The 26555-nt window shown below is 43.0% G+C and carries 22 protein-coding genes; 16 read left to right on the top strand and 6 right to left on the bottom strand.

Annotated features, from left to right (window positions below):
• Positions 1-45 precede the first annotated feature (45 nt).
• On the bottom strand, positions 46-654 hold the full coding sequence (locus L4C32_RS05155; protein ID WP_428195787.1) for a PEP-CTERM sorting domain-containing protein: 609 nt from the start codon (positions 652-654) through the stop codon (positions 46-48).
• A 346-nt stretch (positions 655-1000) separates the two neighbouring features.
• Here L4C32_RS05155 and rbsD point away from each other — a divergent pair, with 346 nt between their 5' ends.
• The 6 genes from rbsD to L4C32_RS05185 all read left to right on the top strand — a co-directional run bounded on the left by rbsD (position 1001) and on the right by L4C32_RS05185 (position 6910).
• Positions 1001-1420, top strand: a complete 420-nt coding sequence (gene rbsD, locus L4C32_RS05160) for a D-ribose pyranase (RefSeq protein WP_428195788.1) — start codon at positions 1001-1003, stop codon at positions 1418-1420.
• Positions 1421-1436: 16 nt separating this feature from the next.
• Positions 1437-2945: a ribose ABC transporter ATP-binding protein RbsA gene (gene rbsA / locus L4C32_RS05165; RefSeq protein WP_428195789.1), complete on the top strand. Its 1509-nt coding sequence runs from the start codon at positions 1437-1439 to the stop codon at positions 2943-2945.
• A complete protein-coding gene (rbsC, locus tag L4C32_RS05170) occupies positions 2942-3901 on the top strand; it encodes a ribose ABC transporter permease (RefSeq protein WP_428195790.1) in 960 nt (319 codons plus the stop codon). Before rbsA ends, rbsC begins: the two co-directional genes overlap by 4 nt.
• Positions 3902-3966: 65 nt before the next feature.
• Complete coding sequence (rbsB, locus tag L4C32_RS05175) at positions 3967-4845, top strand: ribose ABC transporter substrate-binding protein RbsB (protein ID WP_428195791.1); 879 nt, start codon at positions 3967-3969, stop codon at positions 4843-4845.
• A gap of 90 nt (positions 4846-4935) precedes the next feature.
• Positions 4936-5874 (top strand): ribokinase, encoded by a 939-nt coding sequence (gene rbsK / locus L4C32_RS05180; RefSeq protein WP_428195792.1) that lies wholly within the window; start codon positions 4936-4938, stop codon positions 5872-5874.
• A gap of 37 nt (positions 5875-5911) precedes the next feature.
• On the top strand, positions 5912-6910 hold the full coding sequence (locus L4C32_RS05185) for a substrate-binding domain-containing protein (protein ID WP_428195793.1): 999 nt from the start codon (positions 5912-5914) through the stop codon (positions 6908-6910).
• On the opposite strand, the gene aceK is transcribed toward L4C32_RS05185, so the two are convergent.
• Complete coding sequence (aceK, locus tag L4C32_RS05190) at positions 6905-8650, bottom strand: bifunctional isocitrate dehydrogenase kinase/phosphatase (protein WP_428195794.1); 1746 nt, start codon at positions 8648-8650, stop codon at positions 6905-6907. The two genes, L4C32_RS05185 and aceK, sit on opposite strands and share 6 nt — an antisense overlap.
• 127 nt (positions 8651-8777) lie before the next feature.
• Between aceK and L4C32_RS05195 the strand changes: the two genes are divergently transcribed.
• Positions 8778-9725 carry a LysR family transcriptional regulator gene (locus tag L4C32_RS05195; protein ID WP_428195795.1) on the top strand — a complete coding sequence of 316 codons (948 nt, stop codon included), beginning with the start codon at positions 8778-8780 and terminating at the stop codon, positions 9723-9725.
• Positions 9726-9892: 167 nt separating this feature from the next.
• Positions 9893-10510, top strand: coding sequence for a hypothetical protein (locus L4C32_RS05200; RefSeq protein ID WP_428195796.1), 618 nt, complete (start codon positions 9893-9895; stop codon positions 10508-10510).
• Between the two features lie 30 nt (positions 10511-10540).
• Here the strand turns inward: L4C32_RS05200 and icd are convergent, their stop codons facing one another.
• From icd to L4C32_RS05215, 3 genes are all read right to left on the bottom strand, one after another.
• The gene (gene icd, locus L4C32_RS05205) at positions 10541-11794 is read right to left on the bottom strand and encodes an NADP-dependent isocitrate dehydrogenase (protein WP_428195797.1); all 1254 of its coding nucleotides are present in this window, start codon (positions 11792-11794) and stop codon (positions 10541-10543) included.
• Positions 11795-11872: 78 nt separating this feature from the next.
• Positions 11873-12313, bottom strand: coding sequence for a hypothetical protein (locus tag L4C32_RS05210; protein WP_428195798.1), 441 nt, complete (start codon positions 12311-12313; stop codon positions 11873-11875).
• A 10-nt stretch (positions 12314-12323) separates the two neighbouring features.
• Positions 12324-14471 (bottom strand): LruC domain-containing protein, encoded by a 2148-nt coding sequence (locus tag L4C32_RS05215; RefSeq protein ID WP_428195799.1) that lies wholly within the window; start codon positions 14469-14471, stop codon positions 12324-12326.
• Positions 14472-14740: 269 nt separating this feature from the next.
• Between L4C32_RS05215 and L4C32_RS05220 the strand changes: the two genes are divergently transcribed.
• The 5 genes from L4C32_RS05220 (at position 14741) to L4C32_RS05240 (ending at position 19826) form a co-directional block, all read left to right on the top strand.
• Positions 14741-15484 carry a TerC family protein gene (locus tag L4C32_RS05220; protein WP_428195800.1) on the top strand — a complete coding sequence of 248 codons (744 nt, stop codon included), beginning with the start codon at positions 14741-14743 and terminating at the stop codon, positions 15482-15484.
• Positions 15485-15521: 37 nt separating this feature from the next.
• On the top strand, positions 15522-15968 hold the full coding sequence (locus L4C32_RS05225) for a hypothetical protein (protein ID WP_428195801.1): 447 nt from the start codon (positions 15522-15524) through the stop codon (positions 15966-15968).
• Between the two features lie 109 nt (positions 15969-16077).
• Positions 16078-17901 (top strand): protein translocase subunit SecD, encoded by a 1824-nt coding sequence (gene secD, locus L4C32_RS05230; RefSeq protein WP_428195802.1) that lies wholly within the window; start codon positions 16078-16080, stop codon positions 17899-17901.
• A 4-nt stretch (positions 17902-17905) separates the two neighbouring features.
• Entirely contained in the window at positions 17906-18805 is a 900-nt protein-coding gene (gene secF / locus L4C32_RS05235; RefSeq protein WP_428195803.1) for a protein translocase subunit SecF, read from the top strand.
• Between the two features lie 103 nt (positions 18806-18908).
• Complete coding sequence (locus L4C32_RS05240) at positions 18909-19826, top strand: 1-aminocyclopropane-1-carboxylate deaminase/D-cysteine desulfhydrase (RefSeq protein ID WP_428195804.1); 918 nt, start codon at positions 18909-18911, stop codon at positions 19824-19826.
• An 8-nt stretch (positions 19827-19834) separates the two neighbouring features.
• Here L4C32_RS05240 and L4C32_RS05245 read toward each other — a convergent pair whose 3' ends face one another.
• Positions 19835-22336, bottom strand: coding sequence for a bifunctional diguanylate cyclase/phosphodiesterase (locus L4C32_RS05245; RefSeq protein WP_428195805.1), 2502 nt, complete (start codon positions 22334-22336; stop codon positions 19835-19837).
• Between the two features lie 467 nt (positions 22337-22803).
• Here L4C32_RS05245 and L4C32_RS05250 point away from each other — a divergent pair, with 467 nt between their 5' ends.
• From L4C32_RS05250 to L4C32_RS05260, 3 genes are all read left to right on the top strand, one after another.
• Positions 22804-23430 carry a response regulator gene (locus L4C32_RS05250; protein ID WP_428195820.1) on the top strand — a complete coding sequence of 209 codons (627 nt, stop codon included), beginning with the start codon at positions 22804-22806 and terminating at the stop codon, positions 23428-23430.
• Between the two features lie 2 nt (positions 23431-23432).
• Positions 23433-25034 (top strand): signal transduction histidine-protein kinase/phosphatase UhpB, encoded by a 1602-nt coding sequence (gene uhpB / locus L4C32_RS05255; protein ID WP_428195806.1) that lies wholly within the window; start codon positions 23433-23435, stop codon positions 25032-25034.
• A 75-nt stretch (positions 25035-25109) separates the two neighbouring features.
• The gene (locus tag L4C32_RS05260; RefSeq protein ID WP_428195807.1) at positions 25110-26423 is read left to right on the top strand and encodes an MFS transporter; all 1314 of its coding nucleotides are present in this window, start codon (positions 25110-25112) and stop codon (positions 26421-26423) included.
• Positions 26424-26555: the final 132 nt, after the last annotated feature.

Consider the following 26555-nt stretch of genomic DNA (forward strand, 5'->3'; position numbering starts at 1 on the left):
CAATATTTTAAAAAACCTGCTCAGTGAGCAGGTTTTTTATCTCTACTACCGCTGTTTTCTTAAGCGAGTCAACCCCAAAACACCAAAGGCAAACATCAGTAATGTGCTTGGCTCTGGAATTGGATTAACAGGTCCTATCGTGAAATTGTTAATATTAAATGACGCAAATTTACCCTTCATTAGGCCACCAACACCACAATCTGAGGTGCATGTCATTCCGTTTGGACCAAATAAATAATCAGACCAATTCGTTAATACTAGTGAAGCTCTTTCCATATCTTTAAAAAACTCCCCTCCAGCAGCTTCAATAACGATACTCTCTTCTAGACTAGGTATCATAGGATTATTCAGTGTAATTGAATCTGAAAAATACTCAGTAGGATCTAAAGAAAAATCAAATAGCTCCTTACCAACATTAATGCTCATATCTATCCAATTAATAGTTCTACTTGTCATAGATATCTTCCCAAACCCTACTTGTGGGATAGGTGCGTTATCCAAGTTGATAGAAATATTTCCTGTGACCATCTCACCCACTTCAAATGAGCTTGGAAAAAAAGTATTAACTGCGCCAGAAAATTCCCCTTTTATCTCTAGCGCATTGGTTGAAAATGTAAAAAAAACAGCAAAAATCAGAGCAGTAAATTGTTTCATTCCTTTACCTCAATACATTGATTTATTTGATAGAAATATTTTTACCTCTTCATGTTAGCAACCATCAAGCCACAATTTTAAGTCACTGTTTAATAAAGATTTACACGAATAATAACCACATTATCAGAGTGGTTATGTAAAGTTTCCTGACATTTAGCCCTAAAATAGCCCCCGCCCCAATATAGATTTATTGTGAAACACCTCACTTTCTAATCAACAAAGAAATATCTATTTTTGATCTTATTCACACTTTTAGCTCATGTGGTGTGCAATCCGATTTAATCAGGTCTAAATTCTCATCGAAACGTTTCGATGGCGATTGGTTCATCGTTCACAAGGGAACATTATGAAAAAAAATTCACTATTAAATTCTGAGCTTTCCTATGTGATAGCCAAATTGGGCCACACCGATGAGGTAACTATTTGTGATGCTGGACTGCCTATTCCTAGCTCTACGATTCGTATTGACCTCGCATTAGTTCCCGGTATCCCATCGTTTATCGATACCGTCAAAGCTGTACTGTCTGAAATGCAGATTCAAGGCGTTGTGATTGCTGAAGAGTTCTCGCAGGTGAGTCCAGACCTTCACCAAGCATTGATTAATGAACTCTGTCACCAAGAGGCTCTAACCAACAAAAAAGTTACCATCACTTACGTGAGTCATGAGCACTTCAAGCCGATGACGTCGAACAGTAAAGTCGTTGTACGCACTGGCGAGTTCACCCCTTATGCCAATGTGATATTCCAATCAGGCGTGGTTTTTTAACAGTTTGAGGCTCGATATGAAGCAACCAATTTTACAGTTAAAAGATATTGATAAGTCCTTTCCTGGAGTGAAGGCACTGGACCATGCCAGTTTAAATGTCTATCCCGGACAAGTTATGGCACTGGTTGGTGAAAATGGTGCGGGAAAATCAACCTTAATGAAAGTACTGACAGGAATCTATCAGCGTGACGCAGGTGATATTAACTATCAAGGGAGTGCTGCTACGTTCAATGGCCCTAAGCACTCCCAAGAGGCAGGCATTAGCATCATCCATCAAGAGCTTAATCTAATTCCAGAGCTGAGTATTGCTGAAAATATCTACTTGGGCCGTGAAACCACCAGCCGTTTTGGTGCGATCGCATGGTCAACCATGTTTGATAATGCTGACGCTCTGCTTCATCGTCTAAATGTAAAGCACTCTTCTCGTCAGTTACTTGGAGAGTTAAGCATTGGCGAGCAACAGATGGTCGAAATTGCAAAAGCCCTCTCTTTTGAATCAAAAGTGATTGTCATGGATGAGCCTACCGATGCGCTCACAGATACTGAGACTCAATCGCTGTTTGCCGTTATTAACGAATTAAGAGCCCAAGGCTGTGGCGTAGTGTACATCTCCCATCGTTTGAAAGAGATTTTTGAAATTTGTGATGACGTTACCGTGCTGCGCGACGGACAGTTTATTGCTGAAAGCCCCGTCTCCGAACTGGTGGAAGACTCCCTGATTGAGATGATGGTAGGTCGAAAACTGGATGAGCAGTATCCCCGCGTTAATGTGGACCATGGAGAGACTTGCCTGGAAGTTAATAATTTAACGGGCTCTGGAATACAGAATGTGAGTTTTAGTCTCACCAAAGGCGAAATACTAGGGGTGTCAGGATTAATGGGAGCCGGTCGAACTGAACTAATGAAGATCATTTATGGTGCACTTCACCGTGACTCGGGTGACATTAAAATCAACGGTAAAACCATCAATCCACTCTCCCCTCAAGATGGTCTGGCAAATGGCATTGCCTATATCTCTGAAGATCGCAAAGGCGATGGGCTTATTTTAGGCTTATCCGTCAAAGAGAACATGTCGCTGTGTGCGCTACAGATGTTCAGTCATCCGAGTGGCACTATTGACAGCACGGCAGAAACCCTTGCTGTTGATGACTTTATTAACCTGTTTAACATAAAAACACCAAGCCGCGAGCAACTGATTGGCAATTTATCCGGTGGCAACCAGCAGAAAGTGGCAATTGCAAAAGGGCTAATGACTCGACCAAAGGTATTGATCCTTGATGAACCAACCCGTGGTGTTGACGTAGGTGCTAAAAAAGAGATTTACCAACTGATTAACCAATTCAAACAAGAGGGGATGAGCATCATTCTTGTCTCTTCTGAGATGCCCGAGGTTCTTGGTATGAGCGATCGAATTATTGTCATGCATGAGGGTCACATCAGTGGCGAATTTAACATTAAAGATGCCAACCAAGAGAAACTAATGGCTTGCGCAGTCGGTAAACAAGTCAATGAGGAAGCAGCATGAGTACCTTAACCAGTAAAAAATTATTCACTAAAGAGTGGCTGATTGATCAAAAGTCGTTGATTGCTTTGATTCTTTTGATCACCGTTGTCTCTTTTTTAAACGCTAACTTTTTTACCGTCGACAACATCTTAAACATTTTACGTCAAACTTCAGTCAATGCGATCATTGCTGTTGGCATGACATTGGTCATATTAACTGCTGGTATCGATCTTAGTGTCGGTTCCATTCTAGCCCTATGTGGCGCCTTTGCAGCCACTATGGTTGGTCTTGAAGTTCCAGTAATGGTCGCCGTTCCTACCTCGCTCATTGCCGGTGCGGTATTAGGTGGGTTAACAGGAATCATTATTGCCAAGGGGAAAGTCCAAGCCTTTATCGCCACCTTAGTCACCATGACTCTACTGCGTGGCGTCACCATGGTATACACCGATGGGCGCCCTATCTCTACCGGCTTTACCGATACCGCCGATGCCTTTGCTTGGTTCGGTACGGGTTACCTATTCGGCATCCCAGTTCCCGTTTGGATTATGGCAGTTGTCTTCATTGCCGCTTGGTACATGCTCAATCACACTCGCTTTGGTCGTTACGTCTATGCGCTTGGTGGAAATGAATCCGCAACCCGATTATCAGGCATTGATGTCGATAAAGTTAAAATCGGTGTTTACGCCATCTGCGGATTTTTAGCTGCGCTTGCTGGCATCATCGTCGCATCAAGACTCTCCTCTGCACAACCGACTGCCGGTATGGGTTACGAGCTTGATGCCATTGCCGCTGTCGTGGTCGGTGGAACAAGCTTAGCTGGTGGCCGTGGTCGTATTATGGGTACCTTAATCGGTGCGCTGATCATCGGATTTTTAAATAACGCACTTAACCTATTAGATGTCTCCTCTTACTACCAAATGATTGCCAAAGCGGTGGTGATTTTACTAGCAGTATTAGTGGACAACAAAAACAAATAACCCTACACAAACCAACAATAATGCTCTTAATACATTGAGCAACGTAAACTTAAAGGACGATAGAGATGAAAAAGATTACTACACTACTTTCTGCTGCTGTTTTGTCTGCTTCTTTTGCAGGAGCGGCTGCCGCACAAGATACACTCGCAATGGTTGTATCAACCCTGAATAACCCTTTCTTCGTATCAATGAAAGAGGGTGCAGAGGCTAAAGCCAAAGAGCTGGGTTATGAGCTTATTGTATTGGACTCACAAAATGACCCAAGTAAAGAGCTTTCAAATGTTGAAGACCTTACTATCCGTGGTGTAAAAGCTATCTTAATCAACCCAACTGACTCAGATGCGGTTTCTAATGCTATTCGTATTGCTAACCGTTCGAACATCCCTGTTTTGACTCTAGACCGCGGCGCTAGCCGAGGCGATGTTGTCAGCCACATCGCCTCTGATAATGTTGCTGGTGGTGAAGCCGCTGGTAAATTCATCATGGAGAAAGTTGGTGCAAAAGCATTGGTTATGCAGCTAGAAGGTATCCCTGGAACGTCTGCAGCGCGTGAGCGTGGTGAAGGTTTCATGAATGCCGTTAATGCCAGCTCAATGACACTGCTTTCAAGCCAGCCTGCTGATTTCGATCGCGCAAAAGGTCTTAATGTCATGGAAAACATGCTTGCAGCTAACCCTGATGTACAAGCCGTTTTTGCTCAAAATGATGAAATGGCATTGGGTGCACTTCGCGCAGTACAAGCTTCAGGCAAAGAGATCCTCATTGTGGGCTTTGATGGCACAGATGATGGACTTGCAGCGGTAGAGCGCGGCCTTCTGGGCGCAACAGTCGCTCAACAGCCTGAATTAATTGGTTCGTTGGGTGTTGCAACTGCGGTTAAAGTACTTAAAGGCGATAGCGTAGAGAAATACATCCCAGTTCCACTACAAGTTGTCACAAAGTAAAAACTTATGCTCGCACATTTTTCTGTTTGAGCTTAGCATGTCCGTCTCCCTTTCGGGCATGCTCTTTTCATCTAACTCAATGGATATCCTATGAATAAATTAGTCGTGCTTGGTAGTGTTAACGCCGACCATGTGTTGCAAGTTTCCTCATTTCCTCGCCCAGGAGAGACGCTTCATGGCCACAGTTACCAGATTATTCCTGGTGGTAAAGGCGCGAACCAAGCCGTCGCAGCAGCTCGTTTACACGCAGATGTCGCCTTCATCGCTTGTGTAGGGGATGACCATTTTGGTATCGATATTAAATCTAATTTCGCTGCTGAAGGGATCAACAACCAAGCAGTCATGGTTGTGCCTGAGACACCAACAGGTATTGCGATGATCCAAGTCGCCGACACCGGCGAAAATAGTATCTGTATTTCTGCTGAAGCGAATGGGCACTTAACTCCAGAGAAACTACTACCCCATCATGATTTAATCCGTAATGCCGATACCTTATTGATGCAACTCGAAAACCCACTAGAGACCATTGAAGCTGCGGCGTTGATTGCCCATCAAGCTGGGACTAATGTGGTTCTTAATCCGGCACCAGCTCAACCACTCTCTGATACGCTGCTTTCACTGGTTAATATTATTACCCCGAACGAAACTGAAGCGGAGCTGTTAACAGGTATTGCTGTCACTGACATGGCTTCAGCGAATCTCGCCGCTACCTCACTGCATCAAAAAGGGATCGATACCGTGTTGATCACCTTAGGCAGTCAAGGTGTTTGGTTAAGTCAGTGTGGTCATGGCGAACAGATCAAAGGCTTTAAAGTTAAAGCCACCGACACTACGGCTGCGGGTGATACTTTTAATGGGGCGTTTATTACCGCCCTTCAATCAGGCAAAGACACTCACTCATCGATACTATTTGCCCACGCTGCCGCTGCTATTTCTGTCACAAGAATGGGCGCACAAACCTCAATTCCCAGCCTGCATGAAGTGGAACAATTTTTGAAAAACACCAATGAACAAGATACAATCAATTAACTAATAATAACAGCAAGTTAAATAATAAAGGGCACGCATGGCGACCATAAAAGATATTGCAAAACTGGCAAAAGCATCCACCTCTACGGTCAGCCATGTGCTCAACAAAACTCGATTTGTCAGCCCCGAGATTACCGAGAGGGTTAATGCCGCTGCTCAGTCACTGAACTACGCTCCCTCTGCCCTAGCCCGTAGTTTAAAAGTCAATCACACTCGTACTTTCGGCATGCTCGTTACGACCTCTACTAACCCTTTTTTTGGTGAAGTGGTAAAAGGTGTAGAAAGGCGTTGTTATGAGAAAGGCTATACTCTGATTTTGTGTAATACCGAGGGTGACTCTGAGAGAATGAAGTCGAATCTCGATACCTTATTGCAAAAGAGAGTCGATGGATTACTGTTAATGTGCAGTGACTTTAAAGAGGAGTCCTTTGACCTGTTTGCTCGCCACCAGCAAGTCCCAACAGTGGTGATGGATTGGGGCCCTATCGGCTTTTCAAGTGATAAAATTCAAGATAACTCACACCATGGCGGCTATCTGGCTACTAAACACCTAATTGAGCAAGGCCATACTGAAATAGGCTGCCTAACTGGCCCCCTAGATAAACTTCCCGCACAGCAGCGTCTGTCTGGTTTTGTGCAAGCGATGGAGGAGTCAGAACTAACCATTAATAAAGAGTGGATTTGTGAAGGTGATTTCGATTGTGAAGGTGGCGTCAGCGCCTTTAAAACCTTGCTGCAAAGTAGATTACCAACCGCGCTATTTATTAGCAATGACATGATGGCCATGGGTGTGATTAACCAAGCACATAAACAGGGCATTCATGTACCCGATGACCTCTCTATCGTCGGTTATGATGATGTCAAAATAGCCAAATTCATAACACCATCTCTCACCACTATTCATCAGCCTAAGCACCGTTTAGGCCAGATGGCAGTAGATACCCTCTTAGAAAGAATCCAGACCAAAGAGGAGTCAAATAGAGTCATTCAACTTGAACCGACCTTAGTCATAAGAGATAGCGTTAAACGTCTATAAACGCCATTTCTGCTTATAGGGGAAGACGTCGGCAATCACTCCTGCGTTGATCTGTTGTTGTGCCTGTCTCCAGTACGCGACCGTGTAGATATCACGATGCTGCTGCTCAAAGTAGTACCTAGCTTGTCGGTGGCCGGCAAAAAAGACTGAAAACTGCTCTGGGAAGACGTCATTCTCTTCGACATCAAACCATGGCTGAGCTGACATCTCATCCAGCTCATCTTCTGCTTGAGGTATCGCTCTGAATTGACAATCAACTAGCGGACAGATCTCATCATAATCATAAAAAATCACTCTGCCCCAACGCGTCACGCCAAAATTCTTCATCAACATATCACCGGGGAATATATTTGCTGCTGCCAACTGTTTGATTGCATTTCCATACTCTTCCATGACCGGTTGTAATTGAGCGTCCTCTGCTTCTTTAATAAACAGGTTCAATGGCGTCATCTTTCGCTCTACATAGACGTGCTTTAGAATCAATGCATTGCCTGAAATTCGAATGCTGTCGCCTACCTGCTGTTTCATCTCCTTAAGAAGCTCACCAGAGAAGCGTGAAAGATCAAATGCCAGATATCGAAATTCATGCGTATCGGCAAGTCGGCCTACACGATCCGCATTTTTTACATAATCGTATTTCTCCATGACATCTTCACGAGACGCCTCTTTGGGCGGCGTCACTCGGTCTTTAATCACCTTATACACATACTCGGAAGAGTCGGTGGTAAATACCAACATTACCATGCCTTTAATTCCCGGTGCGGCAATGTACTTCTCCTCTTTCGGCATTCGCCTTGTCGCATCTACCGTTGTGCGATAGAACTCAGTTTTCGCATGTTTAATAAAACCGATGGCGTTAAACAGTTCAAAGCGCTCTTTTTTTGGCAATAAATCGCAGAGATAATCGACATAACGAACGGGCTGATCGGTATCAACCATAAAATAGGAACGGGCAAAACCGAGCAACATACTCAGCTGCTCCTCTCCCACGGCAATCGCATCGACATAAATTGCCCCTTTTTCATTGTTAAGCAGAGCAATTGCAAACGGCGCACTGACTCCTGTTTCGGCATCAATTAATCGACCAATAATGTAGGCCGCTTTATTACGAAAAAACAACGAACGCCCAAATTCAATATGACACTTTTCAATCTGTAACATGCCCGGGTCAATTTTATGCAACACTCGGTCAATAGAGGCGATATCACGCTCTAGATCTTCATAAGGCAAACGAAATACAAATGAGTTAAGCAGCTTAGAAAAAGCAGGGATCAGTCCAGATTTGCTATCGATAAAGTTAAGGATCTCTTTGGTGTCACGTCTAGGTGGAATATAGTGCTTTTGCAAAATAAATAGGTGTACATCACGAATCTTTTTGTGGCCCCGTATCGATCCAAACACCGAGTTAAAAAAAGTCTGCGCAATCAATGCATTTTCATGATCAACCACTAGATTGGCATAGGCATCCTTGGCCAAGTGCCAAAGTTGGATATCATCAATTTCATGATAAGCCACGCGATGTGCAGTTTGGCTGGCTATCTCGACTTTCTTTTCATACACCTTCAAACGGTCGCGCATAGCCTGATGTACATCGTGCCATGCTGCTTGTTCAAATCGAGATTGAGCACTTAAGGTAATGGATAAAAACTCAGATAACATCGAATCAAAGCCCGCTAAAATGGCACGGGCTAGTTTCGCGGCGATCATGGCTTTTAACTGGTCATTTTGTAGACTGCTCATTGCTGCATATACTCCGGTAAGCGGTTGCGTTACTTATCTCACACTAAAACACTCTGAATATTTACTCAAGCTATCATCCATAGTTAAATAAAAACAATTGATGATTTTTTTGCTGGGTATTGATGATATGAATATTAGAAATGTTGACCTTAATTTATTAGTCTATTTGAATGTCCTTATCGAAGAGAAAAGCGTATCCAAAGCGGCGAATAAATTGGCCCTGACGCAACCGGCAATGAGTAATGCCTTAAAGCGATTACGTGAGCTGTTTAATGACCCATTACTGGTACGTACGGGTGAAGGCATGACTCCAACCGACAAAGCGAACTCACTCAAAGCGGATATTGTCTCACTGCTCACCATGGCGGAGCAGATCACCCAACCAGACAAAGATTTTGACTTTGAGACCAGTGAAGCAACGTTTCGCATTATGGCTAATGATTACATGGAAGCAACCCTACTGATCCCGTTTATTCAAAGTATGCTATCCACTGCCCCTAATATTAATTTTGATATTCTGCCTCCTGGTGATGTGAAATTACAGGACATGGAAAAGGGCAGCATTGACTTGGCCATTAACCGATTCACTTCAATGCCGAAATCATTCCACCAGAGCACCTTATGGCGTGACAACTTCTGCTGCCTCACTCACAAGGAGCACCCCTACGTGACTCAAACAGACTTAGAGACCTATTTAGAGTCTGACCACGTATGGATCAACCGTGCGGGCTGGGGGGCTGAAACTGCTGTCTCCAATAAATCTGGATCCCACAAGCTTGGTTGGGTCGATGAGGCGCTATGGCAACTTGATCAAACTCGAAATATTCGCTTGTTTACTCGCCACTATATGATGAGTGGGTTACTGCAAGCACAGCCGCAGTTGATCGCAACCATTCCACGTCGTCAAGCAATGCTCTACAAAAACGAGCCGAACCTTACCACTGTTCGCGTACCGTTTCAGATTGTTCCGATTGAGATCAAAATGATTTGGAGCCCTCTTTTACACCACTCAAAAGCGCACCAGTGGCTGCGACGTGCACTCATTGAGTTCTCAAAAACGGTGGCAGACCGTTAGTCACTCAGTAGTTGACCTAGCATTATTGATTTAATCAATAGCAAAAATAGAAAACAACTATTTCATTTATGTTCTGATTCACTCTAAATTAAAAACGTAGACAGAGCGAAGCGAAAAAGACACCGCTCTCTGATAACACTATTTAGACTCTGAAAAGGAATAAGACTATGACTCCACAAATTAACGCAGACCAAGGTTTCAAACGTCGCCACACTATTTTTATTGATACGCCACTGTTGCATTTTTTTGAAGACGAGCTGTTACCGAAAACTCAAATTACTGCTGAGAGCTTTTATGAAGTGTTATCAACCATTATTGCTGAGTTTGGTGGTAAACATCGAAAAATGATGACTCAAAAACAGCAATCTATCTCCGGCACAGCTAGCACCAACCAGAAACTTGAGTTATACCGCCGCGTATTTACTAAAGAGCTGTTAACGGGGGACGATGCCCATTTTGAAGCGGACGAGTGGATCAATACCATCAATACCACTACCGAGGCGGTGCTGGATGAATACTGTTGTGAAATTCCAGATACACTGTTAGACACCTTGATGATTGCGACCATCTCGACCATGTCAAACCATTCAGCAAAGGCGAATCATGCTATTCATCGTATTTATCACCTAACGCCAGAAATGCACAGTGCCGTTGAGTCTTCATTTTATCAATCACTGTTCCGTCGTATTGAGATGTTATTAAACATCCCAACAGGTACTGTAAAGATTGCTCTGACTGAACATGATACCGAGATAGTGGCCGCCCCACAGCTTAACTATGCTTAAGGTTCAGTTACGGAGTTCCATTACCGAGTCTCACATATTATCTATTACAATATCACCAAACTGGGAGCAGCTGACAACGCTTGCTCCCTCTACTTTATCTGCAAAATCATAGGTTAGGCGCTTACTCTCAAACGCCCCTTTCATTCCGTTATTAATATTCTCTGCCGCCTCTAACCAACCAATATGACGCAGCATCATCTCTGCACACAAAATGATCGAACTTGGGTTCACTTTATCCAAACCTGCTAGGTTTGGTGCGGTTCCATGAGTCGGTTCAAAAAAAGCCACTTCATCGTTCAAGTTTGCACCCGGTGCGATCCCAACTCCCCCAACTTGCGCTGCTAACGCATCAGAAAGATAGTCACCATTTTGATTCATAGTGGCAATCACATCATACGCTTCTGGTTTTAATATGATCTGTTGCAGCATCGTATCGGCAATCATATCTTTGATAATAATTTGGTGGTCATTTGCCTTATCTTCAATCACTAACCATCGACCATTCGTGTGCGCAAACGCATTAAACTCCTGTTTGGCCACCTGATAGCCCCACTGTTTAAATGCCCCTTCGGTAAACTTTAAGATGTTGCCTTTGTGAACTAAAGTGACGGAAGAGCGACGGTTGTCTATTGCGTATTTGATGGCTTGTCGAATCAGCCTTTTTGACCCTTGTTCAGAGATATTTTTGATCCCAATGGCACAATTCTCTTCAAAACGCAGCCGGGTCACTCCCATCTCTTGCTGTAAAAATTCGATTATCCGCTCTGCGTCAGCTGAATCAGCACGCCACTCAATACCAGAATAGACATCTTCGGAGTTATCTCTAAAAACCACCATGTCAGTCTTTTCCGGCTCACGAAGTGGTGATGGCACGCCAGTAAACCAACGTACTGGTCTCATATTGACATAGAGATCCATCTCTTGTCTTAGTGCCACATTCAGTGATCGAAACCCACCACCAATGGGGGTAGTTAATGGCCCTTTAATCGCCACAACATGGTCACGCACAGCGGTAAGAGTCTCTTGTGGGAACCAATCACCGTCGTACATTTCTGCCGCTTTTTCACCATTAAAAACTTCCATCCATTTAATTTTACGGCTATTGCCATACGCTTTTTCAACCGCAGCATTCACCACATCAAGCATCACAGGGGTGATATCGACACCCACCCCGTCCCCCTCAATAAAAGAGATAATAGGAAAAAGAGGAACATCAAGCGAACCCTGCTCATCAAACGTTATTTTTTCCCCACCAACTGGGAGTCTAATATGTTGATAATCCATAACTGACCTTTTTATAAATCGACAATTCACCCTATCTCTTCAGGGTGAATTTATCAACTGATCAACAATTTATTTACATTAATAGCTGATGCTCCAGTGACTTCCATACACTTCGTTATTCACTCTCTGGGCAACTACTGGCTCTTGATTGCCATCTAGAAACCATATTACCGCGATCAATTGCTGAACGTGATTAGGAATACGTAGCTGTAACGCTTTTTCCCCATCATGGAACGATGCTTGAAACAGGCAAGTTTGATAATTAATTTCTCGATATTCCCCCTGACTGCTGCTGTCATCACAAATAGAAACCACCGATTTTTGAGTCGATAGAGCCGATACATCAATATCTAGAGTTAAGGTATATACCGCTTCTAAACTGTTTTCAGCGGCAATCACCAGATCATAAATGCTTTCAGAAGAGGCGGCAGGGGTTGCTGGACTTGCTGCTGTCGATCCTCCGCCTCCTCCGCCACATCCGTTTAACAGCATGATTATTAACATAATAACTATTTTCATCGTCATTCTCCTAATCATTGTATAGGTTGTCACTGATAGCATTACTGCTTAAATACCAGTTAGGATTGGTTGCACCACTGCTGTCTTGGGCAAAACCTGCAAATTGAGGATACGCTTCTAAGATAGTGACTCGCTCTTTGGGGTGCTTCCAATCCGTTGGGATCTCTAACGCCCATGGCAATCCATTACTGTTTTGAAAACAGTGCTCTGACCCAATAACAGAATCATCATCAAAGCTGCCAAACAGTTGGGTATCAAAGGTATCGGTATGAGCACGGTTCTTTAGGTGGATTTCATGTTTTCTTCCAGGATGAATTCCAAGTAGTGATTGTGTGGCATCACCGTGATAAGAACCGGGCGCCGCAAAGATGAATGGGTCATACGGCATTGCAGGCATCATAGCTAATGGGATGGCGCTACTAAAGGGCACAATCAAACTCCAAGCGGGTCGACTTGAGGTACCACAATCCGCCTCAGTACGAAAATATTGACACTCCCCTTCACCCGCTTGCACCATCTGCCACAGATCCGAACTGATAATCAGCACCGCATCAGATTGGTTCGCTTCGAGAACTGCAATATTCTGTACTACATTATCAATGATTAACATCACTGAATCCCCTTTCACCATTGACGCTGAAATACCCGGTAAACGAATCGCAAATCCATTATGGTAACTGGCTCCTAATGCCGCTAACTTTCCTTCAATTTTAAGACGGATGACCTCTTCATCTTTAACGTATTCCGTATACTTCACATTCATCAAAACATCATTCATATCAAAGTCACCCAGTTCAGGGTAGAGATCTTCATAAGCAAAAGTGGTGTACTCAGAAGCCGACGGATAGAAGCGCGGAGATACATTTAATTCGGTAATTGTTACCGGATAATCCTCCACCTCACCATCACTCACCCCGCCAGTAGGCCCCAAGTTTTGCACGCTACTGATTCTGAATCTCGACCAACTGTCACCCGCCGTCGCCCAAGCAGGTACCGTAATGTAATAAGTGCTGTAGCCATTAGCGACCTGAGATGCGGTAATCACTTGTTCATCATTATCAAACTCACCGTCTAGATCCCAGTCAATCCATCCATTGAGATACCCTCCTGAACCGGTGACTTCAATGCTTAAAATGGCGCTCTCTCCCACCTCCAATCCGGTCGCGAAATTAACGCCGTCGTCATCATTACTTGCATCACTAGTATCATCCGAAAGTGGGTAGGTATAACTGGTAGATTCAGGGTCAACGTGCGAGCCTAAATAAAGAGTGGTGATCCCATGACGAGCTCCTGAAGACTCTATGCTGGTGCCATAACTGTCTGGTGCATCGCCAAAATCCACATCATCACTGACTTCAATCGCCGCTAAAGCACAACGCGCGCCATCATTCGAGTTACTTGAGGGACCATAAGAGAAAAATTGTGCCACTGATGCCGCTCCATCTAAAGTGATCCGATAGAGGTAACCATTACCATTATTACTGATATACAGGTGCCCACTAACATCAAAATATTGTGCACCAAAGGTAAAATTAAACCCCAATTCGCTTTCACTCAGCACTTGGTTCAGCTGCTCAGTCATCCCATTGGCGGAATCAATTTTCCACAAATACCCATCGTTATCGACGGCATATAGGTAGTTATCACTAGGGTGGAAAGCCATATCCGTTAGTTTCGGGTTACCCATCTCACCGCTACTAGCGACTTTAACCATGGTTAAGTTGCCCAGTGGGTCATCAAGATCAATTCGATAAAGTCCATAACCAGGGCGATAGCCGTACCAGGCATTCTCTATTAATGACACATCACCGACATAAAAAGGTTTGCCAATTAAACCGTTCACATTCAGTGGCAATGTCTGATAGTCACTGCCTATCTGCGCTAACGTTTTTGCACTGTAATCCCATCCGTATATGTAGCTATCATGGAAACTAAATCCCGCCCCATTTACGTTACTGGTTCCCATGTTATTGGAAAGCATTGAATAACTGCCTGTTGAAAGATCAATCCCAAACGCTAAAGGAGTCGTGGCTGGCTTTTGAATCAGAAATGCCTCGGTCGGACACTGTTCAAACGCCGTTGCTTTCACAGATGAGGCGTTTAAAGAGAGCCACACTCCACTGAGCAGTATTAAAGTCGTCATAAACTTTGAATTCATTCGATATACCTTCTGTTCAAAGGGGGTATCCTGTCTATTGCATCAATCGAACCAATTTTTCCAACAAACTATCAATAACTTATGACCATTATTTTCGTAACACTTATCAATAAACTGCATTTTGCGAATAAACAGCAGAGTCAATAAGCAAAATGCAAATCTACAAAGTGACACAGTTCACAAATAATTATCTATAAAGTAAAAAAAAAGCTAGCTTTAGAAAAATAACACTATAAATTATCGTTTTTTAACCCTTAGGACACACCGATATGGAATGGCTAGCAGATCCCAACGCTTGGATTGCCTTAGTTACTCTAACCACGCTTGAAATTGTACTAGGTATCGACAACATTATTTTTATCTCGATACTTGTTTCCCGTCTGCCTGAACACCAACGAGACAAAGGTCGAGTTATTGGTCTCGCGCTTGCGATGATCACTCGAATATTACTACTGCTCTCTCTTGCATGGGTGATGAAGCTCACCGCACCCTTTATTACGCTGTATGATCATGGTGTATCGGGTCGTGATATTATTTTGTTGGTGGGTGGGTTGTTTCTTATCTACAAAAGTACCACTGAGATTCATGGCTGTTTAGAGGGACATCATGATGATATTCCGAAATCTAAAGCCAGCAGTTTCTTCTCTGTATTGATTCAAATTGCTATTTTGGATTTGGTCTTTTCACTCGACTCAGTAATTACTGCAGTGGGTATGGCGGATGACATTGAAGTCATGGTATTGGCCATTGTTATTGCCGTCGGTGTCATGATGTTTGCGGCGAAATCCGTCGGTGAGTTTGTTGAAAAACACCCAACGGTGAAGATGTTAGCACTAACATTCTTAACGCTCATTGGATTTACCTTGTTGGGTGAAGGCTTTGGTCTACATATCCCAAAAGGTTACATCTATTTTGCGATGGGTTTCTCCATTGCCGTCGAGATGCTGAACCTAAAAGTCAAATCGAAAAACGATAAGACCGTTTCTCTAAATCAAAAAAGTGAGTTAGAATAACCTGTGCAATATCACAAATTAATGTAACGGGGATGTTTTGAATACACTATTTCGCATTCTACTCTTGGTCATCTGTTTAGGGGCAACGTCTTTTGCTCACGCAGAATCACAACCAACAGAAAGTGAAATAGCCTCATGCCAGGTTGAGCAAACAACAACAGCTCAACCTGAAAACACTTGCCACCGTTATTCTGACGATAGACAAACTCCAGTAAAGTCACACCATATCAACCTTGGTGTTGAATACTCGATTCGATACAGCCACTCTGCTCGAGATAATAATCAACAGAGCAAACCAGACTACCAAGTCGTGATTGAGATTCCTGCGCCGCTTGCGCCGACATTAACCAAGGGGTATGTCGAACCTTTTACGCCGACTCTTAGTTGGATGCTACATAGTGCCCACTCTGCTTCTCGGCTCTCTGGCTGGAAAGAGAGTAACCTTCTCTATACCCAACATACTCATTTCATCCATCTCGTTTAATCCCACTATCCATTAAACCATTCAACTCTATCTATAACGTAAGCTATGGGTATGAGTAAGCTATCAACGTTTTAATGCACCACTCTATGGTGGTGTAGGTGATTAAATTATGAAAAAAAATAGCTCTAAGCGGTTACTTAACCGTTACTCGGCTTGGCAGTACATTGTTCTGGTCGTCACTTTAGTGATCATGTTTTTCAGCGCAATTCCCACTTGGTATGGGGAAGATGCGGCTGTACAAATAGGCCACACCGATAACCAACTCCCTTCTTTGACCCAAATTAAACAGCAGTTGGAGCAAAAAGACATTGCCGTAAAACGCATTGTTCAACAACCGAACAAAACCACGGTAGTAATCAACGATCAACAACAACAAAGTGCAACTCGTGTCGCCTTGTTAGAGATGCTCAACGATAGCAATCATTCAGCTACACTCACCTTAGCCCTTGAACCAGCTGCACCGAAGTGGTTACTTAATATGGGATTTGAGCCAATAAAACTTGGGCTGGATTTACGAGGCGGTGTTCAGTTTTTGCTCGACGTTGATGTTGACCAAGCGTTCAAACTACAAACAGGCCAACTTAAAGACCAACTGCAACAGCAGATGAGAGATGAAAAAATCCGCGGTGTTCGTGTCACTACGCCACTGAATGATACGGTTCGAATCTCATTTTCTAACCCTCAAGCGAAGCAATCTATTAGCCATTACATCCAGACTGATTACCCTCAGTGGCAAATAAATACACTGAGCGACACTTCTATTGATATCACGTTAAAGGAGCAAGAGAAAACCTTAATTCGCAACTTAACGGTGCAGCAGAACTTGCAAACCATGCGTAGCCGCATTGAAGAGTTGGGGATCACCGAAGCACTCGTACAGCGCCAAGGTGAAAACCGGATTCGAATCGAACTGCCTGGGGTTCAAGATCCAGCTGCGGCCAAAAGTGTCATTGGTGCAACGGCCAGTTTAGCGTTTTATCCCGTCAAAACTGATGCCTCAATCAACAGTAAAGTACTACTAGACAGAGATGGGCAACCCGTTCATGTCACCAAACAACCTATTTTAACCGGTGACCACATTGTCGATGCGCGTGGCAGTTTAGATAAGATGGGCATGGCAGAAGTGAACATCACTTTAGACAGTGTTGGCGGTAAAACCATGTCTCACTTTTCTCGCTCAAACATTGGTAAACCGATGGCGACAGCTTACAGCGAATATGGGCGAGATAGCGAAGGAAAAACCACTCAAAGTAATGAAATCATCAGTGTAGCCACCATTCAATCTCAACTGGGAAGCCGCTTTAGGATCACAGGATCTGACTCACTACAGCAAGCCCAAGAGTTAGCGCTATTGTTACGTGCTGGTTCATTAACCGCACCGGTGACCATTGTAGAAGAGAGAACTATCGGACCAACCCTCGGAGCCGAAAATATTGAAAATGGCTTTGCAGCACTCAGTTTAGGGTTAGGCATGACACTGATCTTTATGGCGTTATGGTACCGCCGTTTAGGTTGGATCGCTAACATCGCTCTGGTTGCCAATATGGTTATTCTATTTGGATTATTGGCCTTGATTCCAGGTGGTGTCCTTACGCTTCCCGGCATTGCAGGATTAGTGTTAACCGTCGGTATGGCTGTAGATACCAATGTGCTTATTTTCGAACGGATAAAAGATAAGTTAAAAGAGGGACGCAGCTTTGCGCAAGCAATCGATCGCGGCTTTAGTAGCGCTTTCTCTACCATATTGGATGCCAATGTGACCACAATGATCACCGCTATTGTCCTCTACTCTATCGGTAATGGTCCTATTCAAGGATTTGCACTAACCCTCGGATTAGGATTACTCACGAGTATGTTTACTGGGGTATTTGCCTCTCGAGCATTGATCAACCTGTTCTGGGGACGTGACTCACGTCATAACGTAAAGGTATAACCAAATGATATTTTCTATGAAAAACGCAACACAATGGCGACATTTCAGCAGTGTTGTTTCGGTATTTTTAATGCTGTTCTCGCTGTTTATGATCGCCAATAAAGGGTTGAACCTTGGTTTGGACTTCACGGGTGGCGTTGTAAGTGAAGTACAGTTGGATAGCCGTATTACCAGCAGTGAGATTGAACCGCTGTTAAAAGAGGGGCTACATGCGGACGTTACCGTTATTTCAACAGGTGAATCAGGGCGTTGGGTACTTCGATATGCTGCTCCTCAAGACGGCAGCGAATTGGCTCCAATCCATCAATTATTGGCGCCACTTGATAGCCATATTGAGGTGCTCAATACCAGTATCGTTGGTCCGCAAGTTGGGCAAGAACTTGCAGAGCAAGGTGGAATGGCACTGATGGTATCGATGATCTCTATCATGCTCTATCTCAGTTTCCGCTTTGAGTGGCGATTAGCCTTAGGTTCACTCTTTGCCTTAACCCACGATGTTATCTTTATCTTGGGCTTTTTTGCCCTGACTCAGATGGAGTTTAACCTCACCGTATTGGCCGCAGTATTGGCCATCATGGGTTACTCTCTCAACGATTCGATTATTATCTCAGACAGAATTAGAGAGTACTTGATCAGCAAACCATCGCTATCAATACAGGAGGTGAATAACCAAGCGATCGTCTCCACCTTCTCTCGCACCATGATCACCTCAGGCACCACCCTTATGACAGTAGGGGCACTGTGGTTATTGGGTGGCGGGCCGCTGGCGGGATTTGCTACTGCGATGTTTATCGGAATCGTGACCGGTACTTTCTCCTCCGTGTCGGTCGGTACTGCTCTTCCTGAACTGTTTGGTTTACGATCAGAACACTACCTAGTCAAACCCGTCTCAGAGGAGCCTTAACCTTCAATGGGCAGAGCACACGCTCTGCCCAACTATCTTCCGCTTGTTCGGTTTTCACTCGTTAGGTTATACTGACTACCCAACACGGCAGATAACCACTCCCATGAAAATTGCAGACAGTCCAATCACCTCTCACCACATCAATAACAGACACTTCTATTTGAAACGTGACGACCAATTACACCCACATTTTTCAGGTAATAAAGCGCGGAAATTCATGGCTTTATTAGATAATGACTACCCAGAAATCACCACCCTAGTGGGCTACGGTTCGCCACAAGCTAATTCGCTCTACTCACTGGCAGCACTTGCTCAGTTAAAGAGGTGGTCCTTACAATTTTACGTGGATCATATTCCTTCATGGCTGATCAATAACCCCATTGGCAACTACCAAGCGGCATTAGAATTAGGGGCAACAATTGTCGATTTAAGTCAATGTCGTGATCGTGAAAGCCGTCATCCATTTGATTATATCAATGAGACCATTGCCAACCGAGATGATGTACTTTTTGTGCCTGAAGGAGGCCGAAGCCCTATCGCCGAATATGGCGTTTCTGGTTTAGCCAATGAGATAACTCGTTGGGCAGATCAGCAGAAGATAGGAGATCTCACGGTAGCACTCCCTTCAGGGACAGGCACCACAGCACTCTATCTGCATAAGCACTTATCTCTTGCTGGGATTAACGTGTTAACCTGCGCCTGTGTGGGTGGCGAGGAGTACTTGAATACGCAGTTTGATGAACTGAGGGAGTCTAAGAGACCAACGATACTCAGTAGCGAGAATAAGCACCATTTTGGCAAGTTATACCAAAGGGATTATGACACTTGGTTGGCGCTAAAAGCACAAACCGGCATTGAATTTGACCTGCTGTATGACCCACTAATGTGGCAATGTTTATCTACATGGCTGCCACAGAACCCACACACTACACTGATTTATATTCACCAAGGAGGGTTACTTGGCAATGCATCCATGTTGCCAAGGTATAAAAGAAAATACCCCAAGCTAAACCCTTCGTAGTATAGAGGCTAGTTACTATATCTGGTTTTTAATTCCTCTAGCGGCATTGGCCTATCAAAATAGTAACCCTGTACGACATCGCAGTGATACGTCAATAGCTGTTGGTATTGCTCTTTCGTTTCTACGCCTTCAGCCACCACTTTCATTTCACAAGATTCGGCAATAGCAATGATCGCTTTTACCAGAGAGTCACTCTGTGGGCTGACCAATAATTTATCAATAAAAGAGCGATCAATTTTAATCTCATTAATCGGTAAATTGTTCAGATAACTGAGCGACGAGTAGCCCGTACCAAAATCATCTAATGAGACACTAAAACCAAGATCACGCAGAGTTTGCAATACCGGAGAGACTTTAATTTCATCGTTAATAAGTACATTTTCAGTGATTTCAACCGTTACTCGTGACGGTTCAATATCGCAATTAGCAACACACTCTGTAAACATCTCAATAAAATTTCCCTTCATCAGCTGCTTTGGCGAGATATTGATGGACAGTTTGATGGTAGAGGTTTCGTTAGGCATCCAATCGATAACGTCTTGGCAAGCTTTTTGGATAATAAACTGACCAATCTCATCAATTAACCCATTTGATTCTGCCACCGCAATAAACTCAAAAGGAGAAACAATGCCTAAACTCACATTTTGCCATCTTGCCAACGCTTCAACACCATAGAGAGTACCGGTCTCAGCATCAATTTGAGGTTGATAATGAACTTGGATCTCATTCCGCTGTAACGCCAACCTCAGTTCCTGTTCAAGTAGAAGGTCATATTGCACTTTGGCATCAATCTGCTTATCAAAAAACAGTACATCCCCTTTGTGCCGTGCTTTTGATTTATAGAGCACAATATCAGCTTTACTGATCAACTCTTCAGGCGTATCACTATCACTAGGGTACATCGCAACACCAATGCTGCAACTGGAAAAAATTACTTTTCCGTCAATGTTAAAGCTATCGCTAAACACCGCTCTTATTTGCTGCACTTTTTCATACGCATGTTGTTGATTGCCAAGCATAGGGAAACAGAAAATGAACTCATCGCCTCCAAATCTAGCAATGGTATCTTGTGGTTTGGCTATTTTTTGAAATGCCTCACTGATAGTAAGTAGCAGATCATCCCCAACGGTGTGGCCATAAAGATCATTTACTTTTTTGAAATCATCCAGGTCAATAAACATCACCGCCAGCATCTCATTACTCGCTTTTGACTGTTTAATACCTTGCGCAATACGGTCTATCAACATAACCCGGTTCGGTAAACGAGTTAAGGCGTCGTGTTGCGCCATATATTGCATTTTATTTTTAGCTAACTCTAACTCTTCGAAATCTGAGGAGATTCGATGTTGAAATTTTTTAAATCGATTAGAGAGGCTTTTACTCAAAAAGAAAGAAAAGATGGCCAGTGTGATGGTTAAAACCAAGGTTAAAACCAAGATTTTATTAAGCTCATTCAAGTTCTCTTGTTCTAACTCTTTTTCACTTTCTTGTAAATATGAGTCAATTAACTCCATATGAACGGCAGTACCTACAGTCCAACCCCATTCAGGAATCCCTTTCACATAGGCTAAATGTTTAAACTGTTCAAAATGCGCACCATTCGAATCATGGGAATGTTCTCCTCGGCGCTCTTCATGTATCTCGTTATATTCTAAGAATCCGCCCCCTTTTCTAGCCACCTCTATTAACTGAGAGGCATACACTTCATCTTGAGCGCTGGCCACTCGATGTTTGCCTGTTTCACCATCGGCCAACACGTTACCATTTTCGTCATAGATGAAGATGAAACCATCTTTACGATATTCTATGCTCTCAGCCCATGGCAACAGTTTGGCTTTAATATCGTCTTCAACATCGACCAAATAGTCACCTGTACCAATGAACCAATCATACGGTTCAAAGTACTTACCAAAGCCAATTTTTTCATACTCAGTCTGTTTATCCTGAGGTTTAACAAACCACCAATGATAAAATGCTTCCCCTTGTGCTTTTACCACTTCGCCCATTTCACGCACAATATAGGCACCATGGTTATCTTGAAAATTCCATAACGACTTCCCTTCAAGGTGGGGAAGCAGCGGGTGCATGATATTTTCCCCAGCGGTTTTGTAAATAAAGAAATAGCCCCGATCTTGGTTAAAACGGATAGTTCTTAGTGCATCGGTGATTAAACGTGTATTTTGTTGTTCGGTATTATAACTATTCTGTTGATAGATTTGAGTTGCTATGCGGTGAGCTTCATAAATGCGGTTTGAAATGGTCTGTTCAAGCATCTCTTTGGTGCGGGATTTCTCATACTCAATCTGCTGAACAACATGATCGATCTGGTTTTGAATAAGCGTTCGTTGGTTGCTATAAAAATCAGTACGTAGGTTTGATATCCGCTTTTTCGCTTTCAACTGATTACTGCTTATCACCATAATAACGACGATAACAGCAAAAATGCCAATTAACATTGCAGGTGCAAATTTGATCAGCCGTATCAATTTTTGGTCGGTCAGTACTCTCATTAACTATCCATAAGTAAAGCATGTACATCAATCTTATTGACTAATATGACATTAATTGCTTTTAATAACAATATTGTACCCCACTGATATAATTCATAACCATGGTGATTTTATCTGATGACCAAAAGTTTCTCTGCGATACCGATTGTTCAGTATATTAACTCTATTTTCCTACTAGGCTAATCATGTAATAACAAAATTAATGTCCAAAACATTATATATCTAAAAAAACTCAGTCTGTTACGTTCACATTCATTTTTACCTTGTAATACTTCAGTTTAAGACAGTTTCTGTAAAATTGGTATTTATCAGTAGACTCTGATTACATCCGTTCTTCGTTAATCGATGGAGAAGTGCTCATTTTCCTTTAAGATTGTTTTCGAGACTATCATCACATCCCGTTATCAATCAATTGTATAGAAATGAGACATCTGAGACGATGAAAACCTACTTTCAAGGACGTAATGATGATTTCAGTTGCTTTAGTTGATGACCATACTATGGTTCGTTCTGGGTTTGCTCAGCTGCTCAACGTCGAAAATGATATCCACGTCCGAGGTGAATTTGGTCATGCTAGAGAAGCATTTTTAACCCTGTCTAACTCTGACGTTGATGTCGCCGTTATTGATATCTCTATGCCAGATGAAAGTGGGTTAATTCTTCTAGAGAAGTTACGCGCAATTCGGCCCTCTTTTCGAGCCATTATTCTCAGCATTCATGACTCAGCGTCATTTGTCAGTAAAGCAATAGAAGCAGGCGCTTGCGGTTATCTTTCAAAACGGTGTGGTCCCGAAGAGTTAGTGACCGCTATTCGAACGGTGGCCAATGGCCACCGCTATTTGTGCGCTGATGCACTATTCAACCTGAGTAATCCACCTGCTGAATCCAGTGTATTAGATGAGTTAACCAAGCGTGAGCGTGAGGTTTTCAACCACCTGATACAAGGAAAAGATGTGAAAGAAGTGGGTGCTGAACTCTTTATTAGCCACAAAACCATACATGTCCACCGCGCGAATATTTTAAGTAAGTTACACCTATCTAATAATGTAGAGTTAATTCGATTTGCTATTTCGAATCAATTACTTGATGCCTAACAATGAACAGTATCGAGCGATTTAATGGACACGGCTTCTCCTACTTATTCAGTTTTTTTATTTTTTGCATCAGCTGGTTTTGTCTTTGGAGTATCAGTAGCTATTTATCTAAAGATCTCTTACTTGCAGCCCTTTTCTTACCCACCGGGTTAAAACTTGCACTGCTCGTACTTGCTCCTCGTCCTCTTTGGCGGCTATTTTTAATCGCTGAGTTGTTGTTATCATCCTGTTTACTCTACCTGCTCGACCACCAACCTCAAGATCTACTCCTGATACTCAGTCCATTTGTCTCTTATTTTTTAGCCATATTTTTTTCACAGTATTGGCATCAAACCTCTGATTACTGGAAGAAATTATTAGCTTTAGTATCACTGGTATTGATTCATGGCTTATTGATTGGATTAATGCTAATCCTACTCATAAAACCTCTCGATCTCACCTTGGAATATGCATTTAAAGCAACTATTGCCGCGATTACTGGCGGAGTATTGCTAACCCCATTTTTCTATCTATTGTATGACTATTTGAATCGAAAAGTTTGGGTGCCGTTAAGCCCAACACTTGTTCATAACGAGGTGACGCTTCGTCCTTCTGCATTTATTTGGGTAATCATCTTTTTCAGCATTGGATTAATTGCCGAGTTGACATTGTTGGACCAAATGGAGCCACTTGGATTACTGATCATCTTGCTACCAAATATATTCATGGCCTATCGCTATGGCTGGCAAGGAGGAGTTCTTGCCGCGGTAATGAACAGTATTTTACTAACTACCGCTAGACAATTCACAGGATCATTTACCAACAATCAAGAGTTACAAATTTTTATGACTACACAGGCTCTTGTTGGCTTAGGTTTGGGTATTGCAATCAGTCGACAATATTTATTGGCACAAAAGCTTCAACTTGCTAATAAAGAACTTGCCACTGAATTGCAAAATAAACAGCTATTAGCTCGCCAACTCGTTCACGTTGAAGAAAGCATTCGAAAATCTGTCGCCCGAGAGCTACACGATGAGATAGGACAAAACATCACCGCGATACAAATTCAAGCCCAATTAGCGGTTCGTACCAGCAACGAAGAGAGCACCAAAAATATTGCTACTGCTATTAATACTCTTTCGTTACGCATTCATAGCTCCACCAGAGCCCTTCTCACACAATTACGACCACACATTCTTGACGAGTTGGGACTGGAAAATGCACTCAAACAACTGATTCGTGAAATGAAGTTTAATGAGCGTCAGGTCGATTGCCAAATTCAGATAGCCCCAATAGCCGATAAATTGGACGATATTACCTCTGTCACACTGTATCGCATTGCCCAAGAGCTGCTTAATAATGTATCTAAACACTCTAAGGCAACCAAAGTAGCCTTAAGATTCACAGAAGGGAGCGGTTATCAACTGACTTTAACCGATAACGGCTGTGGTTTGCCCCATAACTGGCGCACTAAAGGTCAAGGCTTAAAAGGAATCGAAGAAAGAGTAAGTGCCCTTGGCGGCGAACTGGATATTGGCAACAACGGCAAAGAGTCTGGAACCCAAGTAATTGTTAGCTTACTCACAAAAAATCAAATAAAAGCCAAAACTAGGAATTTTTCGTAGTCACTTACAACTTCCTCTCATTCATTTAACAAATCCTTTCCGTACTATCTATTCAGGAATAAGGAGGTTTTCCGCATGCTGGGCTCTCTAACATCAGAACAACCGACAAAGATTACAGACAAGAAGCAGATTGATGCCACGTTCAGACATTGGCGAATTCACTTAATGCTTTCGATGTATGTTGGTTATGCTGTTTTCTATTTTACGCGGAAAAGCCTAAATTTTGCCATGCCTGCCATGTTGAGTGATCTCGGTCTAGTGCATTCTGATATTGGCATATTAGGCACTCTATTCTATGTCACTTATGGCATCTCAAAATTTGCATCTGGAATTGTCAGTGACCAGAGTCAATCCAGGTTTTTCATGGGCGCAGGCTTAATTGCTACTGGCATTATTAATATCTTATTTGGATTGAGCTCCTCGCTGGTTATGTTCGCCACGCTTTGGACATTAAATGCGTTCTTTCAAGGTTGGGGCTGGCCTCAATGCGCAAAACTATTAACGACTTGGTACTCTCGAACGGAACGAGGATTCTGGTGGTCAATCTGGAATACGTGCCACAATTTATCCAGTGCGCTAGTTCCACTTATCATTGGTTACACCGCCTTAACTTGGGGTTGGCGTTATGGCTTCATTCTCCCTGGTGTTATTGCCATTCTCGTTGGAGTCGTGCTCTGTTTTAGAATGCGCGACAAACCAACCACCATGGGCCTACCCACTGTAGGTCAGTGGAGACAAGATGAATTAGAGCGACAACAAGAGCAAGAAGGGTATGGGTTATCTTTCCGTCAGATATTAACGACCTATGTTATTGGTAATAAATACATCTGGTTGTTGTGTAGCTCTTATTTATTAGTTTATGTGGTTCGTATTGCCGTCGGTGACTGGGGAAACCTCTATTTAACACAACAACATGGCTTTGACCTGTTTTCTGCCAACGCTGCAGTATCGATGTTTGAAGTGGGTGGTTTTCTTGGCTCTTTGTTTGGCGGTTGGGGATCAGACCGTTTTTTCAGAGGAAATCGCGCGCCGATGAACCTTATATTTGCTCTCGGTATTTTTATCTCAGTGACCTCTTTATGGCTGATCCCACTGAGCAATATCGTCATCATCGCAGCCTGTTTTTTCTCTATCGGATTTTTTGTTTTTGGTCCACAGATGATGATTGGAATGGCTGCAGCTGAGTGCTCTCACAAAGACGTTGCCGCAACGGCAACTGGGTTTGTTGGCTTATTTGGATACTTAGGAGCAGCACTGGCTAGTTACCCAATTTCGTTAATTATTGAACAATTTAGTTGGAACGGTTTTTTCACTGTTGTCACTCTTTCTGCAGCCTCTATTGGCTTATTGATTTTACCTTTTGTAAAAGCACAGCAGCGAACCACATAAGAATAGTTATCTTCTAATTGCTCATGGGCAATTAGACACAGACTTATCGCAGGACAGCGATAAGAGCTCAATGCTAATGCCCTACCATTTCTAATTAATGGCATTGAGTTCATAACAATAGCAGAGGAAATA

It is taken from the genome of Aliivibrio kagoshimensis, assembly GCF_050337105.1.
In the GTDB taxonomy this organism is placed as follows: domain Bacteria; phylum Pseudomonadota; class Gammaproteobacteria; order Enterobacterales; family Vibrionaceae; genus Aliivibrio_A; species Aliivibrio_A kagoshimensis.